The following is a 24,538-nucleotide window of genomic DNA, read 5'->3' as shown; positions in this document are numbered from 1 at the left end:
GTGACCCGACTGACCGTCAGAACGGCTGGACGCCGGCCAACCAGCCTCCGTCCACGACGAAGGGCTGGCCGGTGATGTACGAGGAGTCGTCGCAGGACAGGAAGAGCGCCAGCCGCGCCACCTCCTCCGGCCGCCCGATCCGCCCGAGCGGCACAAGCCGCCGGTACAGCCGGTCCATCGCCTCCGGCTCCGCACCGTCCGGGTTGCTCATCGGGGTGTCCACCGCGCCCGGGCACACCGCGTTGACCCGGATCCGCTGCGCGGCGAGCTCGAGGGCGGCCACCCGGGTCAGGCCCAGGACGGCGTGCTTGGTCGCCGTGTACGCGCCCACCTGCGGCATGCCCGTGAGCGCCGTGTACGAGGCGGTGTTGACGATCGTGCCGCCACCGGCGGCCGCGATCTCGGGAGCGACGGTCCTGATCCCCAGGAACACGCCGACCTGGTTGACGCGGATGATCTCGTGGAACTCCTCCAGGGGCGTGCGGAGCAGCTCGTTGAAGCACAGCACGCCCGCGTTGTTGACCAGGCCGTCGACCCGGCCGAAGGCGTCCCCGGCGAACGCGACGGCCGCGGCCCACCCGTCCTCGTCGCCGACGTCGAGATGGACGTACCGGCCCCCGACATCCTCGGCGACCTCCGCACCCCGCTCGTCGAGGACGTCCGCGAGGACGACCCGGGCCCCTTCGGCGGCGAAGAGCCGCGCCACCGCCTCGCCCTGCCCCCGTGCCGCGCCCGTGACCATGACGACGCGCCCGTCCAGCTTCCCCATGCCTACTCCCCGGATCCGAGTCGCGGAGCCACCTCGGCGGCGAACGCCGCCATCTGGTCGACGAGTTCGGCGCGGCTCCGGCTGCGGAACCGCACCTGGATCTGGTCCACTCCCATGGCGCCGTACTCGCGCAGCGACTCGGCGAGCACCTCGGGCCCGCCGGCCAGGGTGCGCCGGCCGGTGTCCCAGCCGGGGCGCCCGACGTACAGGGGTTCGGTGATCGCGCCCACCACGAGGGGATCCTCGACGCCGGCCTCCTCGCGCAGCGTCCGCAACCGGGCGATCTGCCCGGGCAGACGGCCGCGCGGATCACCCTGCGGGAGCCAGCCGTCCCCCTTGAGGGCGGCCCGGCGCACGGCGGCAGGCGAGGAGCCGCCGACCCACACCGGCACCCGGGCCTGGACGGGCCGCGGTCTCTGCCCGAGCCCCTCGAAGGCGAACCGCCTCCCGGCGAAACTCGGGAACTCCTCCGGCCCGAGCGCCGCCCTGAGCGCGTCGATCGTCTCGTCGAGCAGGGCGCCCCGCCCCTCGAAGTCGGCGCCCACCGCCTCGAACTCCTCGCGCACATGCCCCGCGCCGACCCCGAGGACGAGCCGCCCGCCGGACAGGTGGTCGAGGGTCGCGTACTGCTTGGCGGTGAGCAGCGGGTGGCGCAGCCCGACGACGGCGACATGGCTGAGCAGCCTCACCCGCCCGGTCGCGGCGGCCAGGAAGGAGAGCGTGGCGACGGGGTCGTACCAGACGGTCGACATCGCCCCGGCGAGGCGCCGGGGGATGGCGACATGGTCGCAGACGGCGAGGTAGTCGAAGCCGGCCCGGTCGGCGGTACGGGCGATCGCGAGCAGGTCGTCCGGGCCCGCGGCCGCCTCCCAGCACTCGGCGAAGACGGTGCTCTGCGACTGGACCGGGAGCTGCATCCCGTACACCACCATGTTTCGGTCCCTTCACCACAGCCATCTCGCGGGTCATCGCGTACGGAGGGGGGTCCCGTGGTGCCGGCCGGGGCACAGCGGCCGGCGGTCACGGCGGCGCGATGGCCACCGGGCCACCGGGGCACCGGGGCACCGGGGCACCGGGCCAAGGCGCCGCGCCACGGACCCGGGTCGGGCCCCCGGGCCCCTGGACCACTGGACCACTGGACCACTGGGCCACTGGGCCACTGGGCCACTGGAACGGAGTTCGGGGCGGGCCGACCCGGCGCCCCCGACCGTGCCGACCGCCACCCGACCGGCGCGCCGCCGGGCCGCCGGGCAGGCAGGCCGCCGGGCAGGCAGGCGGGCAGGCAGGCGGGCAGGCAGGCAGGCAGACCGACAGGCCGCCGGGCCGACAGGCAGGCAGGCAGGCCGCCGGGCCGGCTCACGGCCCGGCCCAGAGCCCGTCCGCCGTCAGCCCGAGCAGCTCGATCGCGTTACCGCGCACGATCCGCTCCACCACGTCGGCCGGCAGATGCCCCATCTGCGCCTCGCCCACCTCGCGCGATCTGGGCCAGGTGGAGTCCGAGTGCGGGTAGTCCGTCTCGTACAGGACGTTCCTGACTCCGATCGCGTCCAGGTTCCGCAGGCCGAAGGCGTCGTCGAAGAAGCAGCCGTGGACGTGGTCGGCGAAGAGCTCCGACGGCGGCCGCCGCACCTTGTCCGCGACGCCGCCCCAGCCGCGGTTCTCCTCCCACACCACGTCCGCGCGCTCCAGGATGTAGGGGATCCAGCCGATCTGGCCCTCGGCGTACATCACCCGGAGATTCGGAAAGCGTTCGAACTTGCCGCTCATCAGCCAGTCGACCATGGAGAAGCAGCAGTTGGCGAAGGTGATGGCGGAGCCGACGGCCGGCGGGGCGTCCGCGGACGTCGACGGCATCCTGGAGGAGGAGCCGATGTGCATCGCCACGACCGTGCCGGTCTCGTCGCACGCCGCCAGGAAGGGGTCCCACTCGTCGGTGTGGACGGAGGGCAGGCCGAGGTGCGGGGGTATCTCCGAGAACGCCACCGCCCGGACCCCGCGGGCCGCGTTCCGCCGCACCTCGGCGGCGGCGAGGTCCGCGTCCCACAGCGGGATCAGGGTGAGCGGGATCAGCCGGCCCCGCGCCTCGGGTCCGCACCACTCCTCCACCATCCAGTCGTTGTAGGCGCGTACGCAAAGCAGCCCGAGCTCGCGGTCCTTCGCCTCGGTGAACGTCTGCCCGCAGAAGCGCGGGAAGGTGGGGAAGCACAGGGCGGACTGGACGTGGTTGACGTCCATGTCCGCCAGCCTGTCCGCCACGCGGTACGAGCCGGGCCGCATCTGCTCGTAGGTGATGACCTCCAGCCTGATCTCGTCGCGGTCGCAGCCGACGGCGGTGTCGAGCCGGGTCAGCGGACGGTGCAGGTCCCCGTACACCCACCAGTCCCCGATCGGCCCCTCCTCGCCCGGCGCGCCCATGACCGGGGCGAACCTGCCGCCGAGGAACGTCATCTCCCTCAGCGGCGCGCGGACGACACGGGGACCGCTGCCGCGGTACCTCGACGGGAGCCGGTCCCGCCAGACGCCGGGGGGCTCGACCGTGTGGTCGTCCACCGAGATGATCTCCGGGAAGTTCTCCATGCTCCTCACGGTAACGCTGATCTGACGTGTCGTCAGCTACATGTCCGGCACTGGCGCCCCGGATCCCGCGCGGAGACTCCCCCCCTTGCTGACGACCCGGGCCCCCACAGGGCAGACTGTCCGGGCAGACTGTCCGGGACGGACCCGCGACACGAGCACGAGGACTTCGGGACGAAGGCGGTACCGGCAGGGGGTAGCGATGCACCGCGAGGACGAACCCTCCGCACAGCCACACCTTCCGGGGGCGCCCGCCTGGGACCCGGCCGGCGGCGACGGGCACCTGCGCTTCAGCGTGCTCGGCCCCGTCCGCGCCTGGCACCGCGGGCAGGCCCTGCCCTCCGGCTCGCCCCAGCAGCGCGCCCTCCTCGCCGCCCTCCTCCTCCGCGAGGGCCGCACCGCCACCTCCGCCGAACTCATCGACGCGATCTGGGGCGAGGACCCGCCCTCCCAGGCCCTCGCCGCCGTGCGGACCTACGCCTCACGCCTGCGCAAGATCCTCGAACCCGGCGTCCTGGTCAGCGAGTCCGGCGGCTACGCCGTCCGCGTCCCCGCCGAAGCCCTCGACCTCCGAGCCGCCAGGGAGCTCGCCGCCGAGGCCGACAAGGCACGCGCCGGCGGCGACCGGCGGCAGGCCCGCACCCTCGTCGGCACCTGCCTCGGCCTCTGGGACGGCGAACCCCTCGCCTCCGTGCCCGGCCCCTACGCCGAGACCGAGCGCGCCCGCCTGGAGGAATGGCGCCTCCAGCTCCTCGAGACCCGGCTCGAACTCGACCTCGACCTCGGCCGCCACGCCGACGCCGTCTCCGAACTCACCGCCCTCACCGCCGCGCACCCCCTGCGCGAGCGCCTGCGCGAACTCCTCATGCTCGCCCTCTACCGCAGCGGCCGCCAGGCCGAGGCGCTCGCCGTCTACGCCGACACCCGGCGGCTCCTCGCCGACGAACTCGGCGTCGACCCCCGCCCCGAACTGTCCACCCTCCAGCAGCGCATCCTCCGCGCCGACACCGAACTCGCCCGCCCCGCCGAACAGAGCGCACCCACCGCGCCCCAGCCCGCCCGGCCGGCCCAGCTCCCCGCCACCGTCCCCGACTTCACCGGCCGCGCCTCCTTCGTCCGCGAACTCGGCCGGCGCCTCGCCTCCTCCGGGGGCGCCGTGATGGCCGTCTCCGCCCTCGCCGGCATCGGCGGCGTCGGCAAGACCACCCTCGCCGTCCACGTCGCGCACCAGGCCAAGCCCCACTTCCCCGACGGCCAGCTCTACGTCGACCTCCAGGGCGCCGGTGCCCGCTCCACCGAACCCGAGACCGTCCTCGGCGCCTTCCTCCGCGCCCTCGGCACCGCCGACACCGCCGTCCCCGACACCCTCGACGAACGCGCCGCCCTCTTCCGCTCCCTCCTCGACGGCCGCCGCGTCCTCGTCCTCCTCGACAACGCCCGCGACGCCGCCCAGATCCGCCCCCTGCTGCCCGGAACCGCGGGCTGCGCCGCCCTGATCACCAGCCGGGTCCGCATGGTCGACCTCGCCGGCGCCCACCTCGTCGACCTCGACGTCATGTCACCCGACGAAGCGCTCCAGCTGTTCACCCGCATCGCCGGCGGCGAACGGGTCACCGCGGAGCGTGAAGCCGCCCTCGACGTCGTCGCGGCCTGCGGCTTCCTGCCCCTCGCCATCCGCATCGCGGCCTCCCGCCTCACCGCACGCCGCACCTGGACCGTCTCCGTCCTCGCCGCCAAACTCGCCGACGAACGCCGGCGCCTCGACGAACTCCAGGCCGGCGACCTCGCCGTCAAGGCCACCTTCGAACTCGGCTACGGCCAGCTCGAAGCCGCCCAGGCCCGCGCCTTCCGCCTGCTCGGCCTCGCCGACGGCCCCGACATCTCCCTCAGCGCTGCCGCGGCCGCCCTCGGACTCCCCGAACACGCCGCCGAGGACCTCCTCGAAGCGCTCGTCGACACCTCACTCCTCGAATCCGCCGCCCCCGGCCGCTACCGCTTCCACGACCTCGTCCGCCTCTACGCGCGCGCCTGCGCCGAACGCGACGAGAAGCTCCCCGCGGAGCGCGAGGCCGCCCTGTCCCGGCTGCTGGACTTCTACCTCGCCACCACCGCCCGCGTGTTCGCCCTGGAGCGGCCCGGCGACCGCCTCGTCGAGCACCTCGCCCCCACCGCCTACGAGGGCCTGGCCTTCACCGACCGGCACGAGGCCCTCGACTGGCTCTACCGCGAGGCCAACAGCCTGCTCGCCTGTGCCCGCCAGTCCTTCGTCGGCACCCGGCTGCGCCGGGCCGTGGACCTGCTGTGGGCCGCCAAGGACCTCGCCGAGTCCGGCGCCAACAGCAGACAGTACGAGTCCACCGCCCTCGCCGCCCGCGAAGCCGCCCGCGCCTCGGGCGACGCCCTCGCGGAAGGACGTGCGAGGACTGCCCTGACCAGCGTCCACCTCGTGGCGGGACGCTACGCCGAGGCCGACGACGAGGCGGTCGCCGCGCGCGCACTGGCGCTGTCGGCGGGTGACGGTGCACCCGTGCACTGGGCGGACAACGACCGCGGCATCATCGCCATCGTCCAGGAACGCTACGAACAGGCCGAGGAACACCTCCTCAAGGCAGCCGACGGCTTCCGTGCCGACGCCAACCTCGTCGGCGCCGCCAGCGCCCTGTGCAACCTCTCCCGCGTCCATCTCCTCCTCGGCCGCACCGCCGGCGCCATCGACCTCGCCCAGCAGGGCATCGCCATCTACGACGGCATGGGCATCACCGTCCGCCTCGCGAACGGCCGCTACGCCCTCGGCGTCGCCCTCACCCACGCGGGACGCCACCCGGAAGCCCTGGAGCAGTTCCGCGCAGCCCTCGGCATGTTCGCCGGCGACCGCCAGCGCCTGTGGGAGGGCACCACCCACTTCCGCATGGCCGAGGCACAGCTCAAGGCCCGCAAACCGGCCGTCGCCGCCCAGCACGCCGAGCAGGCCCTCGCGAGCGGCTGCATCGGCGGGGAGCGGATGCGCGGCAACGTCCTCACCCTCCTCGGCCGCGCCCTGGACACCCTCGGCCAGACCGACCGCGCACGCGCCTGCTGGCGGGAAGCCCTCTCGGTCTACGAGCAGCTCGGCGTGCCCGACGCGGACCAGGTACGCAAGCTGCTGACGCCCCTCGCCGCCGCCTGACGGCCCGCGCCCGGCGTCCGGCGCGCTCTCCCCCGCCGCCCCACGGCCCCCCGACCCGCGCGTTCAGCGTTTGTTTATGCCGGCCCGGCATGCTCGTACCGATCGGCCCGTCGCATCGGGGGCAGACGGGTCACGGGGGACTCACCACTAGGGTGAGCGGTCCCGGCACGCCCGTTCGGCGACCCACGGGGGAGCCGCCGAGCGGGCGCCACCGACCGGATCCAGGACACTTCGGGGAGCATTCGATGAGCGAAGCAGAGAACAACGACGAGACCGTCACCACGAGGGACAACCACGTGCCCGCCCCGCCCAAGGGCGTTTTCCTCACCACGGCGGACAACCACGTGCCCGCCCCGCCGAAGGGCGTCCTCCTCACCACGACGGACAACCACGTGCCGGCCCCGCCCAGGCCCTGAGACGGCACGACCGGGCACGGCCGCGGCGGCGCGGAGGGGGAGCCGCCGCGGCCGCGGTGCGTTCAGCGGGTGTGCGCCCCGACGCGCGCCCGCGCCCGCAGTTCCGTCTTCAGCACCTTCCCGCTCGCGTTCCGGGGCAGCTCGGCCACGAACTCCACCGACCGCGGCACCTTGTAGTTCGCCATCTCCCGGCGCGACCAGGCGATCAGCCCGTCCGCGGTGAGCGTGGAACCCGGCCGGCGCACCGCGTAGGCCTTGCCCACCTCGCCCAGCCGCCCGTCCGGCACACCGACCACCGCCACGTCCGCGACGTCCGGATGCAGGCCCAGGAGCTGCTCGATCTCCGCCGGATACGCGTTGAACCCGCCGACGACGAACATGTCCTTGATCCGGTCGGTGATCCGCAGGTTCCCCGCCGCGTCGAGGACTCCCACATCGCCCGTGTGCAGCCAGCCCTCCGCGTCGACCGCCTCCGCAGTCGCCGCCGGGTCCTCGAAGTAGCCGCGCATCACGTTGTGGCCGCGCACCAGGACCTCCCCGGGCTCCCCCGGCGCGGCAAGCACCCGCACCTCGGTGCCCTCGATGGCCCGCCCCGACGTCGCCGCTATCGTGGCCGGATCGTCGCCGCTGCGGCACATCGTCACGATGCCGGACGCCTCCGACAGCCCGTAGGCCGTGAGCACCGTACCGATGCCCAGCTCCTGCCGCAGCCGCTCGACCAGGCGCAGCGGCACCACGGCCGCGCCCGTCACCACCAGCCGCAGCGCCGACAGGTCGTACGCGTCCCGGGCCGGGTGGTCGAGCAGGGCCTGGTGGAGCGTCGGCGGGCCCGGGAGTACGGAGATCCGCTCGGAGGCGATGTGCGCGAGCACCGTGTCCGCGTCGAACACCGGCTGCGGCACCATCGTCGCGCCCCTCATCAGAGAGGCGACGACGCCCGCCTTGTAGCCGAAGGTGTGGAAGAACGGGTTCACGATCAGATAGCGGTCGCCCGCGCGGAGGCCGGCCAGTTCGGCCCAGATCTCGTAGCAGCGCAGTGTCTGCGCATGGGTGATCACCGCGCCCTTCGGCGTGCCCGTGGTACCCGAGGTGAAGACGATGTCCGACGGGGCCGACGGCTCCACCGCGTCCGCCCGGGCACGCACCCGGGACACCGGCACCGCGTCCCCGCCCGCCAGGAAGTCCTGCCACGTCCGGTACTCGTCCGGCGCGGCGTCAGCGAGCACCACGACCTGCTCCAGATGCGGGAGTCCGGCCTCGGCACGCCGCAGCGACGCGACATAGGAGGTGCCGAGGAATGTGCCGGTGACGAACAGCAGCCGCGCCCGGGAGCGGGCCAGGACATAGCCGGCCTCCGCGCCCTTGAAGCGGGTGTTGAGGGGCACGAGCACCGCGCCGGCCGACACCGCGCCCAGGGCCGCGACGATCCACTCGAGCGTGTTCGGCGCCCAGACGGCCACCCGGTCTCCCTGCCGGACGCCCGCGGCGATGCACGCGGCGGCCGCGCGCTCGACCCGTTCGCCCAGCTCGGCGTAGCTCACCCGGGTACGGCCCTCGACCACGGCCTCCCGCCCGCCGTGGCGTTCCGCTGCGCTCCGCACCAGCCCCGGGATGGAGCCCCACTCCAGATCGCCGCGCATAGTCCGGCCCTCCCGCCGTCGACCGCCCCGCACCCCGAAGCCCGGGGCCCGGGGCCCGGGGCCCGAAGTCCAAAGCCCGGCACCCGTAGCTGACTAACCGTCAGATTAGCGGTAAGCTCCCCCGCATGGCGACCCTGAAGGACGCGACCGCGATAGCCGGCATCGGACAGACCGCCTTCGCGAAACACCTCCCCGAGTCCGAGAAGACCCTGGCCTGCCGGGCCATCCTCGCCGCACTCGACGACGCCGGCCTGAGCCCCGCCGAGGTCGACGCCTTCGCCTCCTACACCATGGAGGAGACCGACGAGGTCGAGATCGCCAAATCGATCGGCGCGGGAGACGCCACCTTCTTCAGCAGGGCCGGCTACGGCGGCGGCGGCTCCTGCGCGACCGTCGCCCATCTCGCCGCGGCCATCGCCACCGGGCAGGCGAGCGTCGGCGTCGCCTGGCGCTCCCGCAAACGCGGCTCGGGGCCGCGCCCCTGGAAGAACACCACGGCACAGCTGCCCACCCCGGGACAGTGGACCCGGCCGTTCGGGCTGCTGCGCCCCGCCGACGAGATAGGCATGCTCACCCGGCGCTATATGCACGAGTACGGCGCCACCCGCGACCACCTCTTCGCCGTCGCCCTCGCCTGCCGCAACCGCGCCAACCAGAACCCGGCGGCGGTCATGTACGACCGTCCGCTGACCCGCGAGACATATATGACGTCCCGCTGGATCAGCGAGCCCCTCTGCCTCTACGACAACTGCCTGGAGACGGACGGGGCGCTGGCCTGCGTCGTCGTCGGCGCCGCGCGCGCCCGCGACTGCCGCCACCGCCCGGTCTACGTCCACTCCGTCGCCCAGGGACTGCCCGCCCAGCACCACGGCATGGTCAACTACTGGAACGACGACCCGCTCGCCGGCCCCGCCTGGACCGCGGCCCGGCACCTGTGGAAGACCGCCGACCTCGGGCCGCAGGACGTCGACGTCGCCCAGATCTACGACGCGTTCACCCCGCTTGTGCCGCTCTCCCTGGAGGGCTACGGCTTCTGCGGGCGCGGTGAGGGCGGGCCGTTCACCGAGGCAGGCGCACTGGAGATCGGCGGCCGGCTGCCGCTCAACACCGGCGGCGGCGGACTCAGCGAGGCGTACGTCCACGGCTTCAACCTGATCAACGAGGGCGTGAAGCAGTTGCGCGGTGCCTCGACGGCGCAGGTGCCGGGCGCGTCGACATGCCTGGTGACGGCGGGCGAGGGCGTCCCGACCTCCGCATTGCTCCTGAGGAGTTGAGCCGGGCGATGACGAACTCCGCGGCCGACTTGCTGGCACCTGTCATCGACGAGGACGGCGCACCCTTCTGGGAGTACGCCGCCCAAGGGCAGCTTCGCGTCCAGGCCTGCGCCTCCTGCGGCGAGCTGCGCTTCCCGCCCCGCCCCTGCTGTCCCCACTGCCAGTCCTTCCGCAGCACCTGGCGGCGCATGAGCGGCCGGGGACGGATCTGGTCGTATGTCATGCCCCACCCTCCGCTGCTCCCCGGCTACGCCGAGCAGGCCCCCTACAACGCCGTCGTCGTCGAGCTCGCGGACGCCCCGCACATCCGGCTGGTCGGCAACGTCGTGGCCGCCGCGGACGCCCCGCTGAACTCGGTCGCCCCGGAGCGGCTGGGCATCGGGGCGCCGGTGCGGGTCGCGTTCACGGAGGCGGGCGGCGGAGTGACCGTGCCCCGCTGGCTGCTGGGGCACTGATGCCGGGGTCCGGCGTGCGGGCCGAGCGGGACGAGGAGACCGGGGTCGCCGTCGTCACCCTCGACCGGCCCGCCCGCCACAATGCGATCGACCTCGCCATGGCCCGAGAACTGGCCGCTGTCTGGCGGGAGTTCCGGTTCGACGACACCATCCGCGCGGTGGTGGTCGCAGGCGCCGGGGGAAAGGCGTTCTGCACCGGGTTCGACCGCTCCGCCGTCGTGCCCCAGCCCGCGTCGCCCTACTCGGTGGACGATCCGCTGCTGCGGATCGGCCCGAAGGCGAACGACCTGTGGAAGCCGGTGATCGCGGCGGTCCGCGGGCTGGCCTGCGGGGGCGCGTTCTATCTGCTCGGCGAGGCGGAGTTCCTGATCGCGGCCGAGGACGCGGTCTTCTTCGATCCGCACACCACCTACGGCATGGTCAGCGCGTACGAGTCGGTGTACCTGGCGATGCGGATGCCGTTCGGGGAAGTGGCGCGGACGGCGCTGATGGGCTCGGCTGAGCGGCTCTCGGCCCGCAGGGCCCATGAAACCGGGCTGGTCAGCGAGGTGACCGCGCCAGGCGACGAGGTGCCGGCAGCGGTGCGCTGCGCGGAGGTCATCGCCTCCTATCCGACGGAGGCGGTACAGGGCACGGTCCGTGCGGTGTGGTCGGCGAAGGAGGCCGTCCGTGCGGTGGCGCTGGCGCAGGCGCCGCATCTGGTGGCGCTGGGGAACCTGCCCCCGGAGCGGCAGGCGGAACTGTTCGCCGCGCGCCGGCCGGGCTTCCGGCTGCGCTGAGGTCCGCGGGCGCGAGGGCCCCGCAAGGGGCCCGGTCCGCAGGCGGGCGGGGAGCGGGGCTGCGCGGCGGGGTGCGGCCACGGGTGAGTAAGCGGCAGCCGGTCCGCCGTATGAAGGGCGAGGGTCCCCGCGGCGGCCGGTTCCCGGGGCGTCCCGCCTCTTCGGGGCGCCGGGCGGGGGCGGTTCAGGGGTCGCGGTCGGGGTACCACGGGCGTAGCGTCGTGCTGCGGAGAGGAGTCCGGCCATGGTCCGCAACGTCATCGGGGCCGCCCTGGCTCTCGCCGGAGCGGCGGCCGCCGTGTACAGCCCGTTCCGTGTCTGGTACGACGGCCGGCAGGGCGTCGGCTACCGGATCCAGGACCTGTTCGGCGGGATCACCGAAGCCCGGCCGGAGGCCGTGTCGTCGATCGTGCTGCCGTACGCGTTCGCCGCGCTGGTCGCGCTGTTCGGGGTGATGCTGCGGTCGCGGTTGCTGGTGGCGACGGCCGGTCTGGTGGTCATGGGTTTCACCGTCCTGTGGCTGGTGCGCCAGGGACAGGCGGCGGGCTATCTGGCGGTGGGGGGCGGCCTGCCGGGACCGGGTGAGGGCGTCGCGGCGGCATTGGGCGGCGGTGTCCTGCTGCTGCTTGCGGCGGTGGTGATGCGGGGGCGGGCACCGAGGACCGCGGGGTTCGGGGAGCCGGGCGGCGGCGGCCCGCCGGACGGCGCGGCCTGGTACCCGCCGGACGGCGCGGCCTGGTACCCGCCCGAGCGGCCGGCCGGCAGTCCGCCGGTGGACGGCGATCCGTACGCGTGGGCGCCGGAGCTGGACGACACGCAGCGGCTGCCGACCCTCCAGCCTCCCCAGGCGTACGGGTCGGCCCCGCGCCGGCCCCGGCCCGATCCGTACGGTGCCGGCCCGGGGCAGGATCCGTTCCGGGACGAACGGCGCGGCCCGTAGGCCTTCCCGGTCGCGTCCGTCCCGACCGGGCCGCCCCAGGACGCTCCGGGCGTTCGCAGGCATCCGGCCCGGCCCTGCGCCCGGTCGTTCCACGCGTTCCGGGGTTCCGGCGCTCCGGACGTTCCACGCGTTGCGGGTGCACCCGGCTCCCCGGCGGCCCGGCGTACCCGCGTTCCCCACGTCCCGGTTGCGCCCGGGCCCCCACCGCCCCGGTGTTCCGGAGTTCCGGAGTTCCGGACGTTCCGGAGTTCCGGGCCTGCCCCGTCCCCCGGCGGTCCCGGCCAGGGCCGCCGGGCGGGTCAGCGGGAGCCGGATCTGCGTCCGGTGGCGGTTCCCTTGGCGGCGTCGAGCGCGTAGACGCAGCGGTCCTTGGAGCAGGCGTAGACGACGCCGTTGCGTGCCACCGGTGAGCCGGTGATCTCGCCTCCGGTGGCGAGTTTCCAGCGGAGCTGTCCACCGGCGGCATCAAGGGTGTAGAGCACGTGGTCGGCGGAGCCGAAGTGGATCCGGCCGTCGGCGACGACGGGACTGCCGGTCACCTCCCCACCGGCGGCGAACCGCCATTTGGGGGTGCCGGTGACGGCGTCGAGGGTGTAGAGCGCGTTGCCGCTGCCGACGTGGATGCTGCCGTCGGCGACGAGGACCGGTTCGGCGGACTGGCGGGCCTCGGTGGCGATGCGCCAGCGGTCCTTCCCGGTGGCGGCGTCGAGGGCGTAGACGGTGCCGAGGTAGTCGGCGAGGTAGATCCCGCCGCCGGTGACGGCGGGGCCGGGGGCGAAGACGGGCGGGGCGAGGAACACCGCCGGGGCTTCGAAGTGCCAGCGCACCTGGCCGGTGACGGTGTCGGCGCACAGGACCCGGGTGCCGGCGGCGAGGTAGGTGCAGCCGTCCGGGGCCTGGGTGACACGTGCGGGTGCACCGCCGCAGGAGGCTGCGTCGCCGACGGGGTAGGACCAGCGTTCGCCGCCTGTGTGTGCGTCGAGTGCCTGGAGGCGGCCGTCGCGGCGGACGTAGACGGTGTCGTCGTACAGCGCGGGTCCGGCCTCGGGGGTCTCGAAGTCGGTCTGGGCCCCGGTGATCTCCCAGAGCTTCCGGCCGCCGACGGCTTCCCAGCCCTGTACGCCGCCGCCGCGGGTGGCGGTGACGACGGTGCCGCGGGCTGCCTGGAGGGAGTAGACCCAGGCGTCGGTCGGGGTGCGCCAGCGTTCGCCCCCGTTGCCGGCGTCGAGGGTGTAGAGGGTGGGGCCGTCGGAGGCGTGGATGCGTCCGTCGGCGACGCTCATGGCCCAGGCGACATCGCGGGTCTTGAACTGGCGGCGGCCGCTGGCGACGTCGAGGGCGTGGATCTCGAAGGAGGTGACGTAGACGAGGTCGCCGTCGACGACGGGGGTGCCCCAGACGTCGTTGGACATGCGGAAGCGCCAGGGGCGCCAGCGGGCGGGTCCGCTGTCCGGGGGCGCGGCCGGTGCGGGTACCGGCGGAGCCGTGGTCGTGGCGCGGGGTGCGGCCGCGCCGCCGGGCGGGCGGACCCAGTCGGTGGCCGGTCCGGCTTCGGCGGCGGGGCGGGCGGGGGCCGCGGCGCGGGGGCCGGGCCCGATGGGGACTCCGGTACCGGGCAGCCGCACGGGTCGGGGGCCGGGGTCCGGCGGGGCGTGCTGGGGGCTCAGGGGTCCGGCGGCGCGGGGGTCGGGTCCGCCGGGGTGCCGTCCGGCGACGGGGGCGTGACCTGGTCTGGGGGGCGCGGGGGGCGTGTGGGGGCGGGGCCTGCCGGGGGGTGCGCCGGTGCCGGGGAGCCGTCCGCCGCGGCGTCCTTCGATGAGGGAGACGGCGCGGCCGGGCAGCCAGGCGGACGCGGTTCCGCTGTCGTCTTGGCCGGAGGCGAACAGGTGGGGGGCGAGTTGCGCCTGGAGGTCCTCGGGGCGGGGCCTGAGGGTCGCGTCGGGCTGCATGCACGACTCGATGAGGGGCAGCAGTTCATCGGGCAGCCCGGCCAGGTCGGGGCCTTCGCGCAGCAGCATGAAGACGGTCTCCACGGGGTTGGCGCCGTGGAAGGGTGCGTGTCCGGTGGCAGCGAAGACCAGGGTGGAGCCGAGGGAGAAGACGTCGCTGGCGCCGGTGACGCTGCGGGAGTCGCGGGCTTGTTCCGGCGACATGTAGGCAGGGGTGCCGACGGCGACGTTGGTCATGGTCAGGCGGGTGTTGGAGACCCCTGAGGCGATACCGAAGTCGATCACACGGGGGCCGTCTTCGACGACGAGGACGTTGGACGGCTTGAGGTCGCGGTGGACCAGTCCCGCACCGTGGATGGACTGGAGGGCCTCCGCGATACCGGCTGCCAGCCAGCGAACCGCCTGGTCGGGGAGGGGCCCGCACTCGTTCACTATTTCCTCGAGCGAGGGGGCGGGCACGTAGGCGGTGGCGAGCCAGGGCACGGCGGCGCGCGGGTCGGCGTCCACGACGGCCGCGGTGTAGAAGCCGGAGACCGCCCGCGCCGCTTCCACCTCGCGGGTGAAGCGGACGCGAAACAACTGGTCCTCGGCGAGCTCGGTGCGCACCGTCTTGATCGCCACCCGCCGGCCCGACGCCGACCGTGCGAGATAGACCAGCCCCATGCCGCCGGCTCCGAGCCGTCCCAGCACCTCGAAGGGGCCGATCCGCCTCGGGTCGTGCTGCGTCAGCTGCTCCACTTCGCCTGCCACCTCCCCGTAGGGGCCATGTGGGTACGGCCCCGTCGCCACCTGATTGTTCCTGCCGGAGGGCGCGGTTGCGAACCCGGGGCGGTATCGGGGTGTCTCGGGCCATTTTGCCCGTCCGCCGAGGGCGGCGGACGGATTCGGCCGGTTCGGTAGGCGAGGGCGGCCGGGCGGCAGCGACGGCGACCGGCACGCCTGCGGGCCCGGGTCCGCCGAGGTCTTCCGGCCACGCCGAAGACCGGGCGGGCAGCCGGGCAGTCCGGGGACGGACCGGGCGGCAGGGCGGCAGGGCGGCAGGGCCGCGGTACGCGGCGCCGATGCCGGACGCGGGCCGCTACCGCCGACCGGCACACCCCAGGACCGGGGCCGGGAGCCTGCACCGCCAGAAGACGAGCCGGGCGGCAGGGCGGACCGACTGGAGGGCGGACCGGGCGGCCGGGCGGCGGTACGCGGCGCCGATGCCGGACGCGGGCCGCTACCGCCGGCCGCTGCCGGATGGCCCCGCAGGGCGTCCCGGTCACCGCCCGGGGGTGTGTGCGGGGGACCGGCCGGGTCCGGGTGCGGCCAGGACGGCGAAGGCTGCGCCCTGGTCGTCGGCGAGGACGGCCATACGTCCGTGGGGGGTGTCGAACGGCGGTGCGGTGACGCGGCCGCCGAGCCGGGTGGCGTGCTCGGCGGAGGCGTCGGTGTCGGTGACGGCGAAGTAGACGAGGAAGTGGCCTGGCATCTCCACGGGGAACGCGTCGGTGATGACGCTGCGGCCGACGACGGCGGTGTCCTCGCCGGGTTCGGTCCCCGCGGGTGACCACAGCAGGTAGTCGACGGCGCCATCGGGCAGCTCGGTGCCCTGGAACCCGAATACCCGCCGGTAGAAGAGATCGACGGCGCCCTTGTCCCGGGTGTAGACCTCGGTCCAGCAGAACGAGCCGGGTGCGCCGCTGAGCGCGAAGCCGTCGCGTTCGCCCTTCTGCCAGAGCCCGAACACGGCGCCTGTGGGGTCGGCGGCGAGGACGGCGGTGCCGAGGCCGTCGACGGGCATGGGGGTGGTGATCATCCGGCCGCCGGCGTCCCCGATCCTCCGGGCGGTGGCGGCGGCGTCACCGGTGGCGAGGTAGACGCCCCAGGTGGTGGGCATCCGGCCGTCGCTCTTGGCGGCGAGCGCGGCGACGGGCTTTCCGTCGCACAGGGCGTCGGTGTAGTGCGGATAGGGGCCGTGATCTGCGGCTTTCCGGCCGTAGGTCCAGCCGAACAGTTCGGCGTAGAAGCGCTTGCCGGCTTCCAGGTCGGGCAGCTGGGCGTCCACCCAGCAGGGCGTGCCCTCGGTGAATGCGGCCATGGTCCGGCCCCTTCCTCGACGCGGGCCGCGCGGGACGGGCTCCGGGTGCGGATGCCCCGCGCTCCCGCGATTCCGCGATTCCGCGATCCCGGGACTCCGGGACTCCGGGCGAACCCGATGCTTCCCCGGGAGCCCCTGGAGCCACCCGAATACCAGCAATCCCCAGCATTCCCGGCAATCCCAGCAATCACGGCAATCACGAACCCCGGCTCCCGAGACCCGCGCAGCCCCGCAGCCCCGCAGCCGGAGCCCCCGGGAGGCCGCGGGAGGCCGCGGAGCCGGAACTGTCGGCGCGATCCCTCGGCACGGCATGGTGATGTCACCCACAGTCAATCGGACTGCGGCCGGCATCGCACGCAGAGGTGGGCCGTTCGTTGAGTTGTCCACCGAAATTATCCACAGGCTGTTGATAACACTATTGGCTCCCGGTGGACGGTGCGGAAGCACCCCATTTGCAGTCGGCCGAATCGCGCGCCGATCACCCCTCGGTAAGCTGACGGCATGACAGGACAAGTACGCACCGTCGACGGCCGCGTCGCCGGCCGTCGCGGACAGGCGACGCGGCAGAAGCTGCTCGACTGCCTCAGCGAGATGCTCAGCTCCTCGCCGTACCGGGACGTCAAGGTCATCGATGTGGCCCGGAGGGCGGGGACCTCACCCGCGACCTTCTACCAGTACTTCCCCGACGTCGAGGGCGCGGTCCTCGAGCTCGCGGAGGAAATGGCCACGGAGGGCGCGGCATTGACGGACCTGGTGGCGGGACGTTCCTGGGTCGGCAAGGCAGCCTGGCAGACCTCGGAGCAACTCGTCGAGGGATTCCTCGACTTCTGGCGCAGACACGATGCGATCCTCCGCGTGGTGGACCTGGGCGCCGCCGAGGGCGACAAGCGGTTCTACAAGATCCGCATGAAGATCCTGAACTCGGTCACCAACTCCCTCGCGGAAGCGGTGAAGGAGCTCCAGTCACGGGGCAGGGTCGACAAGGACGTCAGCCCCATGGCGGTGTCGGGTTCGCTGGTCGCGATGCTGGCGTCGGTCTCCTCGCATCAGAGGGGGTTCCAGACCTGGGGTGTCAAACAGGCGGAACTCAGGCCGAACCTGGCACTGTTGGTCCACCTCGGCATCACGGGCAGGAAACCGACGAAATAGCGCACACGGGCCGAAGGCGACGGACGCGCTCGCGCCACGTCCCCTCACGGACAAGCCCGTTCGCTCCCGCCGACGCACCACACGAACACCGCCGTCCCCGGTAACGCCCGGTGCCGGCACGGCCACCGCAGCCACCGCCGCGAACCCCACGTCCGGCCTGTCCGACGCCGGTCACACACAGCACCGGCACGACCACACGCCACGGCCCACCGCCGCATCCCGCGCGTCCGTCTCCGGTAGCCCCCTTCCGACTCCGGTAGCCCCCTTCCGACACGGCCACCGCCGCCAGACCGTGAACCACCACGCCCGGCACATCCGCAGCGCCCCCGCACACAGGGCGGGCACGCGGCCGGTCCCGTGCCCGTATCAGTCCGGGGCGCCGGGCCGCCGGGCCAGCCGGAACAGCCGGATCTCCCGCTCCACCCTCGCCTGGTACGTCGCGTAGGGAGGCCAGAACGCGAGCGCAGCCTCCCAGGCCGCCGCACGCTCCTCGCCGGTCAGCAGTTCCGCCTGTACCGGGATGTCCGCGCCCCGCCAGCTGATCTCCGCCTCCGGGTGGGCGAGCAGATTGCCCGTCCAGACAGGATGGCCGGGGCGGCCGAAGTTGGATCCGACCAGGATCCAGGTGCCGGTGGACCGCTCCGGTATGCACGCGAGCGGCGTACGGCGCGCGAGCCCCGTCCGCGCGCCGCGCGCGGTCAGCACAAGCCCCGGTAGCAGCCGCGCGCTGAGCAGCACTCTTCCCCGGGTCAGCCGGTGGACGGCACGGTCCACCGAAGGGACGACACGGGGGGCGATGCGCGCGAAGACGCGGGTGGAGGAGATCTTCTGGACCGCTGCGATCCCGGGGCGCATCAGGCTCCCTCCGCCTCTCGTGATCCGGGCACCGGCACCGCACCGGCGCCATGCCCGCTGCGGGTTCCGCCGGCGGGGACGGCCGGACCACCGGAGGCCCCGGGGACGGCGGAGGCCCCGGGGGCCGCGAGGCCGACGGGCGCGAGGCCGACGGGCGCGAGAGGCGCGAGAGGCGCGGCAGAGGCGGCGGGAGCGAACAGGCCGGCCGCCTCGGCCGCATGTGCGCGCAGCCGGTGGACGGGGCCGAAGAGCAGTTCGTCGGAGGCGGCCCGCTTGAAGTAAAGGTGGGCGTCGTGCTCCCAGGTGAAGCCGATGCCGCCGTGCAGCTGGATCGCCTCACCGGCGACCGCCCGCAGGGCCTGAAGGCACTGCGCGAGGGCGAGCCCGCCCTCGCGCGGGTCCCAGGCGGCGTAGTACGCGGCGGACCGGGCCGCCTGCACTTGCACATACAGGTCGGCGAGACGGTGCTTGACCGCCTGGAAGGAACCGATGGGCCGACCGAACTGCTCGCGTTCCCCCACCTGCGCCAGGGTGCGGTCCAGCGCGGCCGAGGCCGTCCCCGCGGCCTCGGCCGCGAGCAGCGCCGCGACGGTGCGGCCGGTGGCGGCGAGCACGGTGGGTACGTCCGCGCCGGGGTCGTCCCCGAGCAACTCGGCCGGGGTGCCGCGGAGCTGGACACGGCCCTGTGGCCGGGTGTCGTCGAGCACGGTCCACCGGGTGCGGCACACACCGGGGACCTCCCGGCCGCCGGCGTCCCCACCCCGGGCACCCCGGCCGCCGGCGTCCGCGCCTCGGGCCTGCCGGCAGCGGACGAGGAAGAGGAGGGTGCGGCCCCGGGTGAAACCCCCCGTGCGCGCGGCGACGAGGAGGAGCCCGGCGCTGTGCCCGTCCAGGACCTGCGTGGCCTCCCCGTGGAGGCGCCAGCGGCCGGTGCCGTCGGACCGGGCCTGGACGCCTCCGGCGCGGCCCCCGCCGGCCCAGGTGCCGTCGGGGTCGCCGCGGGTGAGGGCGAGGGCGGTGGCGAGGGCCGCACCGGGTACGCAGAGCGTGGCGGTGAGTGAACCGTCGGCGATACGGGGCAGAAGAGCCAAGCGCTGCCGTACGGTGCCGAGCGCGGCGATCAGAGGCGCGGCCAGCCCGGACGTGGCGAGGAGGGGGAGCGGCACCAGCGCGCGGCCGATCTCCTCGAAGGCGAGGGCGAGTTCCAGGGTGCCGCAGCCCGCGCCGCCGTACTCCTCGTCGAGCGCCAGTCCGGGCAGTCCCGGCCCCCCGGCCAGCCGTGCCCAGAGGGCGGGGTCGTATCCGGGCCCGGCGTCCGCGGTGGAGTCGCCGCCGCGTCCCGGCGGCCCCGCCGGCACCCCTTTCGACAGCATGCCTCGCAGGGTGCGGCGGATATCGGACTGCTCCGCGGTGAAGGCGGCGTCCATCGTGGCTCCCCTCCATCTCTGACGATCCGTCATATTAGGTGAGCAGACGACAGAAGCCCAGAGGGGTGGGGCGCCGGCGGCGGACTCCGGGACCGCCGCGACGGAAGGCGCCCGGGGCGGGCGCCACCGGCGCGGCCCACCGGTCACTGCATCTGATGTACCGTCAGATACATGCCCAGGAGCCAGCGCCACCCCCGCAAGGCCGCCGTCGTCGGCATATCCCTCGCGGACTGCGGCCGCGTCGACGGCCCCACTCCGTACACCCTGCACGCCCAGGCGGCCCGCCGCGCACTCGCCGACTCCGGCCTCGGCCGGGAGGTGGTCGACGGTGTGGCGTCGGCCGGGCTGGGCACCCTCGCCCCCGCCGAGGTCGCCGAGTACCTCGGGCTGCGGCCGCGCTGGGTGGACTCCACCTCCGTCGGCGGCTCCACCTGGGAGGTCATGGCCGGGCACGCCGCGGACGCCATCACGGCCGGCCACGCGAACGCGGTGCTCCTCGTCTACGGCTCGACGGCGCGCGCCGACATCCGCGCCGGCCGCCGCACGTCCGACCTGTCCTTCGGCACCCGGGGGCCGCTGCAGTTCGAAGTGCCGTACGGGCACACGCTGATCGCCAAGTACGCGATGGCGGCCCGGCGCCATATGCACGAGTACGGGACGACGGCGGAGCAGCTGGCCGAAGTCGCCGTACAGGCCCGGGCGAACGCCTCCCGCAACCCGGACGCGATGTTCCGCGACCCGATCACCGTGGACGACGTGCTGTCCGGGCCGGTCATCGCCGACCCGTTCACCAGGTTGCACTGCTGCGTGCGAAGCGACGGCGGCTGCGCGGTGCTGCTCGCGGCGGAGGAGTACGTACCGGACACCGCCAAGGCGCCGGTGTGGGTCCTCGGCAGCGGCGAGCACGTGTCCCATACGACCATGTCGGAGTGGGACGACTTCACGGTCTCCCCGGCCGCGGTGAGCGGGCGGCTGGCGTTCGAACGGGCGGGCGTGGAGCCGGGGGACGTCGACATCGCCGAGGTCTACGACGCCTTCACCTATATGACGCTGGTGACCCTGGAGGACCTGGGCTTCTGCGCGAAGGGGGAGGGCGGGGCGTTCGTTCAGAAGGGCCGGCTGCGGCTGGACGGGGCACTGCCCGTGAACACCGACGGCGGCGGGCTCTCCGCCTGCCATCCGGGCATGCGGGGCCTGTTCCTGCTGGTCGAGGCGGTACGCCAACTGCGCGGTGAGGCCGCGGGACACCAGGTGCGGCGGTCCGACGGCAGCGTCCCGGAACTGGCCGTGGCCTCGGGCACCGGAGGCTGGTTCTGTTCCTCGGGCACCGTGGTGCTGGGCCGCTGACCGGCCTGGGGAAGCGCGGCGGGGCCGCGGTCACGGACCCGTGCGTCCGGGGTTCGGCGGACCCGGTGAACCGGAGTACCGGGCTCCCGGGACCGGCTCCCCCGCGTGTCCGGCCCTCACGTGCCCGGCCCTCACGTGTCCGGCCCACGGGTGTCCGGCCCTCGCGCACCGGGTCCCCGCGCACCGGGTCCCCGCGCGTCCGGTTTCCGCGCGCCCGGGGCCGGGTGCGGCGGCGGCTGCGGCACAGTGGGAGGGCGCCCACTCCCGCAGACATTGCACGAGCCCACAAGGAGGCCCGGTGGCCCTCAGCCGCGAAGAGCGTGAGCAGTTCCTGGCAGAGCCCCATGTCGCGGCGATCGCGATCGACTCCGGTGAGGAGGACCGTGCGCCGCTGAGCGTGCCGATCTGGTACCGGTACGAGCCCGGCGGAGACGTCTGGATCCTGACCGGGCGCGACTCGCGCAAGCACCGGCTGATCGAGGCGGCGGGGCGGTTCTCGCTGATGGCCGACCGGCTGGAGCCCACGGTCCGCTACGTCCAGGTCGAGGGGCCCGTCACATCGACGGAGCCCGGCACCGAAGCGGCGCTGCGGGAACTCGCCGGGCGCTATCTGCCGCCGGACAAGGTAGACGGCTACGTCGAGTCCGCGCTGAGGGACCACGGCGAGTCGGTCGTACTCCGGATGCGGCCGCAGCGGTGGCTGTCGGCCGACCTGGGCGGGGTGTGATGATCGGGCCATGACGCACGAGTCCGGCGGAGACGCCACCGCAGAGCGATTCCGCGAGCTGCTCAGAACACTCAAGGTGTGGGACAGTGACCTGCCGTCCTTCGAGCCGGACAACGCCCCTGCCGGGCCGCTGACGCTGTTCCACCGCTGGTTCGTGGAGGCGGCCGCCGCCGGGCAGCCCGAGCCCCACACCATGACCCTCGCGACCGTGGACGGGGACTCCCGCCCCGACCTGAGGACGCTGATCCTGCACGGCGCGGACGCCCGCGGCTGGCACTTCGCCTCACACTCCACCAGCGCCAAGGGCCGCCAGCTCGCCGCCCGCCCGGAGGCCGCCCTCGGCTTCTACTGGCCGGTGCACGGACGGCAGGTGCGGGTGCGCGGCAGGGTCGTGCCGGGTACCCCCGAGGAGGCGTACGCCGATCTGCACGTCCGGTCCACCGGGGCACTGGCGGCGGCACTCGTCGGCCGGCAGAGCGAAGTCCTCGGCTCACAGGAGGAGTTGCGGCGGGCGAGCGCGGCCGCCTGGGAGCGGGCGGAGGCCCGGCCGGAGGTGACGGCGGAGACCTGGACGGTGTACGTGCTCGTCCCGTCCGAGGTCGAGTTCTTCCAGGGGGACGCCCGCCGCCGGCACATCCGGCTGCGCTACCGGAGAGAGCACGACGCGGACCCATGGGCACGGGAGCTGCTGTGGCCCTGAGCGCCACCCGTCCTCCGGTGCGCTGAAGCACGGGCGCCAAGACGGCGGGCACCGTTCGTCCGCCGCCCTGCGAAGTCGTCGACCTGAACGTTCGCGGGGGCGTGCTCCGGGCTGCCGGTAGGACATGGGCGCCGGTGTGCCGACGGGGCAGGGCCACCCGGAGCCGGGGAGCGCGACCGGCCCCGGTGCCCTGTTCCAGGGCACCGGGGCCGGTCCCCGGAAGCCGGAGCGGCTCAGCCGGTGCTCAGACCGCCGGAGCGGTCAGCGAGTAGGACTCCGCCGACGGTGCGCTCGCCGTGTCGGGGCTGGTGGACACCTGGACGTCGAAGTTGGCGCCGTAGGTGGCCCGGTAGGTCCCCGCGCCCTTGAAGCTCAGCGCCTTCTTCGACGAGTTCAGGGTGAAACCGCTGGGCAGCGCGGGAGCGGTCTTGCCGCCCCAGGTCTTGCCGGACTTCTGGATGCTGGCCAGCGTGTCGTACAGCGGCTGGTCGGAGGAGGCGCAGGAGCCCCCGCTGCACTGCCACTGCTCGAACGTGCCGCCGAGGTCGGTGGACAGGTCGACGTTGCCGGTGGCTATGGCCTGCTGGAGGCGCACGGTGACCGTGGCGGTGGAGTGCGCCGGGACCACGATGTTCTGCGAGGGCGCCGTGTAACTGACGCTCTGGGTCTGCGAGGTGCTCTTGGAGTCGCTGAAGCTCCAGGTCGTGGTGAGCTCGGTGCCCATGTGCACCGCCTTGCCCATGTCGACCTCGGCCGACACCTTGTTGGCGACGCTCACCCCCTTGGTGACCGTGTTCGTCACGGTGTCCGAGATGCTCTTGGTGAAGCTCTCACTGGTCATGGTGAGCGGGGCGTCGGTGGTGTTCTTCAGGGTCGACGTTCCCACGAACCACAGGTCGCCCAGGCTGACCGTGGGCTCCCCCACGACGGTCACCGTGGTGTTGGCGTTCGTGACCTTGTCCGTCTTGGCATAGGTGAGGATGCCCACCTGGTCCTTGATGACGTTTTCCAGGTTGGTGACCCCCAGGGTGTCCGCCTGTGCCGGAGTGGCCAGCAGGACGGACATCACCACCGCCGAGGCGGTCAGTGGGTAGGCGAGAGCCCGTATGCGACGCTTCATTCGGTTGCTTCCAATCAACTTGGGTGCTTCCCGCCCGCCCCGCGGATGTCTCGTGATCGGCTCACCGAAGGCCGCTCAACGGCCTTGCTTTCGCCGGTACTTCCGGAAACCCCATGGAGCACGCGGGCTCTCAACGAGGCAATGGGTGAATCCCCCCTTGAGAATTGATCGAAATACTAGCGAGAAACATACGGGGAAAAGTAAAGAGCCGGCATACCCCCCGTCATGTTCGCGCCTCGATTCCTTTACTCTCGCGATCCGGATTCTAGTGAATTCTCGGTGCATCACCCCGGGTGCAAATAGTTGACGGATGAAACAACAGCCCTTCTGCATCCTCGTTCTTCGCTGGTCGCCGATGGGCGGGGACGGTCCGGGCGAGTTCACCGATCCAGATGATCAGGATGGCGGGGATGATCGGGATGATCGGGATGATCGACCAAGGTGGACTGCGAAGGCGGGGTCGGCCGGTAGCCGGGACCCCGCCGGGTTGCCCGCCCCGCACCGCGGGCCGAGGGATCGACGGGCGGGTGCCGAGGCCCGGCAGTGCGAACGCGAAGTGCCTTCCTGCCGGGACGACGGAGGTCTCCGAGGATTCCCGTCATCCCGGCCCAGAAGGCACTTTCGCGTTCCCGTTCAATACCCGGGCGTCATGGCGAGAAGGACTCGCGGCCTAGATTCCGCCGTGACGGTCATCCTTGCCGTGAGGCTTCTCCTTGCCGTCGCCGTGCCCGTGCTTGCCCCGCTTGTTGGAGAGCTCGACCTCGACGGCGCTGTGCTCGGGGGTCAGCCGGTAGGGCCCCGTGACCGGGTGGGAGGGAAGCACGTACCCCTTGGGGACCGAGGTCTCCCGCAGGTAGTAGGTGCCGAGCGCGAGATCACCGAAGGCGCAGATACCGCGGTTGTCGGTGACACACGGGGAACCGACCCGGAGGTCCCGATCCTTCCCGCGCGTCTGCAGACCGGGGACGCCGTTCGTCTCACGCCAGAGCTGGAACTTCGCGCCCTTCAGGGGGCGACCGGTCTTCGCATCGGTCTTCACGACCTTGACCGTCCCCGTCACCCGCTCAGGAACATTCCGCGCCGTCACCGACACACCCACCCCGGCATTGTCCACCGTCAAAACCAACGGACCGAACACCGAAGGAACCGGCAACTCATAACCCGCAGGAGC

General features: G+C 73.5%; 20 protein-coding genes. 10 read left to right on the top strand and 10 right to left on the bottom strand.

The annotated features are described in order from the left end of the window. Nucleotides 1-16 precede the first annotated feature (16 nt). The 3 genes from SCWH03_RS21280 to SCWH03_RS21270 all read right to left on the bottom strand — a co-directional run bounded on the left by SCWH03_RS21280 (nt 17) and on the right by SCWH03_RS21270 (nt 3,346). Complete coding sequence (locus SCWH03_RS21280; protein ID WP_173265900.1) at nt 17-769, bottom strand: SDR family NAD(P)-dependent oxidoreductase; 753 nt, start codon at nt 767-769, stop codon at nt 17-19. 2 nt (nt 770-771) lie between these two features. Then, nucleotides 772-1,701 carry an LLM class F420-dependent oxidoreductase gene (locus SCWH03_RS21275; protein WP_173265899.1) on the bottom strand — a complete coding sequence of 310 codons (930 nt, stop codon included), beginning with the start codon at nt 1,699-1,701 and terminating at the stop codon, nt 772-774. 424 nt (nt 1,702-2,125) lie between these two features. Further along, nucleotides 2,126-3,346 (bottom strand): amidohydrolase family protein, encoded by a 1,221-nt coding sequence (locus SCWH03_RS21270; RefSeq protein WP_173265898.1) that lies wholly within the window; start codon nt 3,344-3,346, stop codon nt 2,126-2,128. Nucleotides 3,347-3,545: 199 nt separating this feature from the next. Here SCWH03_RS21270 and afsR point away from each other — a divergent pair, with 199 nt between their 5' ends. Next, a complete protein-coding gene (gene afsR, locus SCWH03_RS21265; RefSeq protein WP_173265897.1) occupies nt 3,546-6,509 on the top strand; it encodes an SARP-family global regulator AfsR in 2,964 nt (987 codons plus the stop codon). A gap of 245 nt (nt 6,510-6,754) precedes the next feature. After that, nucleotides 6,755-6,925 carry a sigma-like protein gene (locus tag SCWH03_RS21260; protein WP_173265896.1) on the top strand — a complete coding sequence of 57 codons (171 nt, stop codon included), beginning with the start codon at nt 6,755-6,757 and terminating at the stop codon, nt 6,923-6,925. Between the two features lie 62 nt (nt 6,926-6,987). Here SCWH03_RS21260 and SCWH03_RS21255 read toward each other — a convergent pair whose 3' ends face one another. Continuing rightward, complete coding sequence (locus SCWH03_RS21255; RefSeq protein WP_173265895.1) at nt 6,988-8,565, bottom strand: FadD3 family acyl-CoA ligase; 1,578 nt, start codon at nt 8,563-8,565, stop codon at nt 6,988-6,990. Between the two features lie 125 nt (nt 8,566-8,690). On the opposite strand from SCWH03_RS21255, the gene SCWH03_RS21250 reads away from it, so the two are divergent. From SCWH03_RS21250 to SCWH03_RS21235, 4 genes are all read left to right on the top strand, one after another. Further along, the gene (locus tag SCWH03_RS21250) at nt 8,691-9,839 is read left to right on the top strand and encodes a lipid-transfer protein (RefSeq protein ID WP_173265894.1); all 1,149 of its coding nucleotides are present in this window, start codon (nt 8,691-8,693) and stop codon (nt 9,837-9,839) included. Between the two features lie 8 nt (nt 9,840-9,847). Continuing rightward, nucleotides 9,848-10,294, top strand: a complete 447-nt coding sequence (locus SCWH03_RS21245) for a Zn-ribbon domain-containing OB-fold protein (protein ID WP_173265893.1) — start codon at nt 9,848-9,850, stop codon at nt 10,292-10,294. After that, nucleotides 10,294-11,073 carry an enoyl-CoA hydratase/isomerase family protein gene (locus SCWH03_RS21240; protein ID WP_173265892.1) on the top strand — a complete coding sequence of 260 codons (780 nt, stop codon included), beginning with the start codon at nt 10,294-10,296 and terminating at the stop codon, nt 11,071-11,073. Before SCWH03_RS21245 ends, SCWH03_RS21240 begins: the two co-directional genes overlap by 1 nt. A 244-nt stretch (nt 11,074-11,317) precedes the next feature. Next, nucleotides 11,318-12,013: a hypothetical protein gene (locus SCWH03_RS21235; protein WP_173265891.1), complete on the top strand. Its 696-nt coding sequence runs from the start codon at nt 11,318-11,320 to the stop codon at nt 12,011-12,013. A 299-nt stretch (nt 12,014-12,312) separates the two neighbouring features. On the opposite strand, the gene afsK is transcribed toward SCWH03_RS21235, so the two are convergent. Then, nucleotides 12,313-14,700, bottom strand: coding sequence for a protein serine/threonine kinase AfsK (gene afsK, locus SCWH03_RS21230; RefSeq protein WP_173265890.1), 2,388 nt, complete (start codon nt 14,698-14,700; stop codon nt 12,313-12,315). A gap of 523 nt (nt 14,701-15,223) precedes the next feature. Further along, on the bottom strand, nt 15,224-16,042 hold the full coding sequence (kbpA, locus tag SCWH03_RS21225) for an AfsK-binding protein KbpA (protein WP_173265889.1): 819 nt from the start codon (nt 16,040-16,042) through the stop codon (nt 15,224-15,226). 501 nt (nt 16,043-16,543) lie between these two features. Between kbpA and SCWH03_RS21220 the strand changes: the two genes are divergently transcribed. Next, a complete protein-coding gene (locus SCWH03_RS21220; RefSeq protein ID WP_173265888.1) occupies nt 16,544-17,191 on the top strand; it encodes a TetR/AcrR family transcriptional regulator in 648 nt (215 codons plus the stop codon). Between the two features lie 366 nt (nt 17,192-17,557). On the opposite strand, the gene SCWH03_RS21215 is transcribed toward SCWH03_RS21220, so the two are convergent. Together SCWH03_RS21215 and SCWH03_RS21210 are read right to left on the bottom strand one after the other, a co-directional pair. Next, complete coding sequence (locus tag SCWH03_RS21215; RefSeq protein WP_173265887.1) at nt 17,558-18,046, bottom strand: nitroreductase/quinone reductase family protein; 489 nt, start codon at nt 18,044-18,046, stop codon at nt 17,558-17,560. Continuing rightward, nucleotides 18,046-19,473 carry an acyl-CoA dehydrogenase family protein gene (locus SCWH03_RS21210; protein ID WP_173265886.1) on the bottom strand — a complete coding sequence of 476 codons (1,428 nt, stop codon included), beginning with the start codon at nt 19,471-19,473 and terminating at the stop codon, nt 18,046-18,048. The genes SCWH03_RS21215 and SCWH03_RS21210 overlap by 1 nt, the downstream gene beginning before the upstream one ends. Before the next feature lie 171 nt (nt 19,474-19,644). Between SCWH03_RS21210 and SCWH03_RS21205 the strand changes: the two genes are divergently transcribed. The 3 genes from SCWH03_RS21205 to SCWH03_RS21195 all read left to right on the top strand — a co-directional run bounded on the left by SCWH03_RS21205 (nt 19,645) and on the right by SCWH03_RS21195 (nt 22,247). Continuing rightward, nucleotides 19,645-20,820: a thiolase C-terminal domain-containing protein gene (locus SCWH03_RS21205; RefSeq protein WP_173265885.1), complete on the top strand. Its 1,176-nt coding sequence runs from the start codon at nt 19,645-19,647 to the stop codon at nt 20,818-20,820. A 298-nt stretch (nt 20,821-21,118) separates the two neighbouring features. Next, a complete protein-coding gene (locus SCWH03_RS21200) occupies nt 21,119-21,547 on the top strand; it encodes a pyridoxamine 5'-phosphate oxidase family protein (RefSeq protein WP_173265884.1) in 429 nt (142 codons plus the stop codon). Between the two features lie 10 nt (nt 21,548-21,557). After that, complete coding sequence (locus SCWH03_RS21195; RefSeq protein WP_173265883.1) at nt 21,558-22,247, top strand: pyridoxine/pyridoxamine 5'-phosphate oxidase; 690 nt, start codon at nt 21,558-21,560, stop codon at nt 22,245-22,247. Between the two features lie 244 nt (nt 22,248-22,491). On the opposite strand, the gene SCWH03_RS21190 is transcribed toward SCWH03_RS21195, so the two are convergent. Both SCWH03_RS21190 and SCWH03_RS21185 read right to left on the bottom strand, forming a co-directional pair. Beyond that, complete coding sequence (locus SCWH03_RS21190; RefSeq protein WP_173265882.1) at nt 22,492-23,367, bottom strand: ETX/MTX2 family pore-forming toxin; 876 nt, start codon at nt 23,365-23,367, stop codon at nt 22,492-22,494. Between the two features lie 670 nt (nt 23,368-24,037). Then, a complete protein-coding gene (locus SCWH03_RS21185) occupies nt 24,038-24,466 on the bottom strand; it encodes an MSCRAMM family protein (protein WP_173265881.1) in 429 nt (142 codons plus the stop codon). Nucleotides 24,467-24,538 lie beyond the last annotated feature (72 nt).

This window comes from Streptomyces pacificus, assembly GCF_011766325.1.
GTDB classification, from domain to species: Bacteria; Actinomycetota; Actinomycetes; order Streptomycetales; family Streptomycetaceae; genus Streptomyces; species Streptomyces pacificus.
The sequence above is the reverse complement of the archived record's forward strand: the minus strand, read 5'-3'. Positions and strand labels throughout refer to the sequence as shown.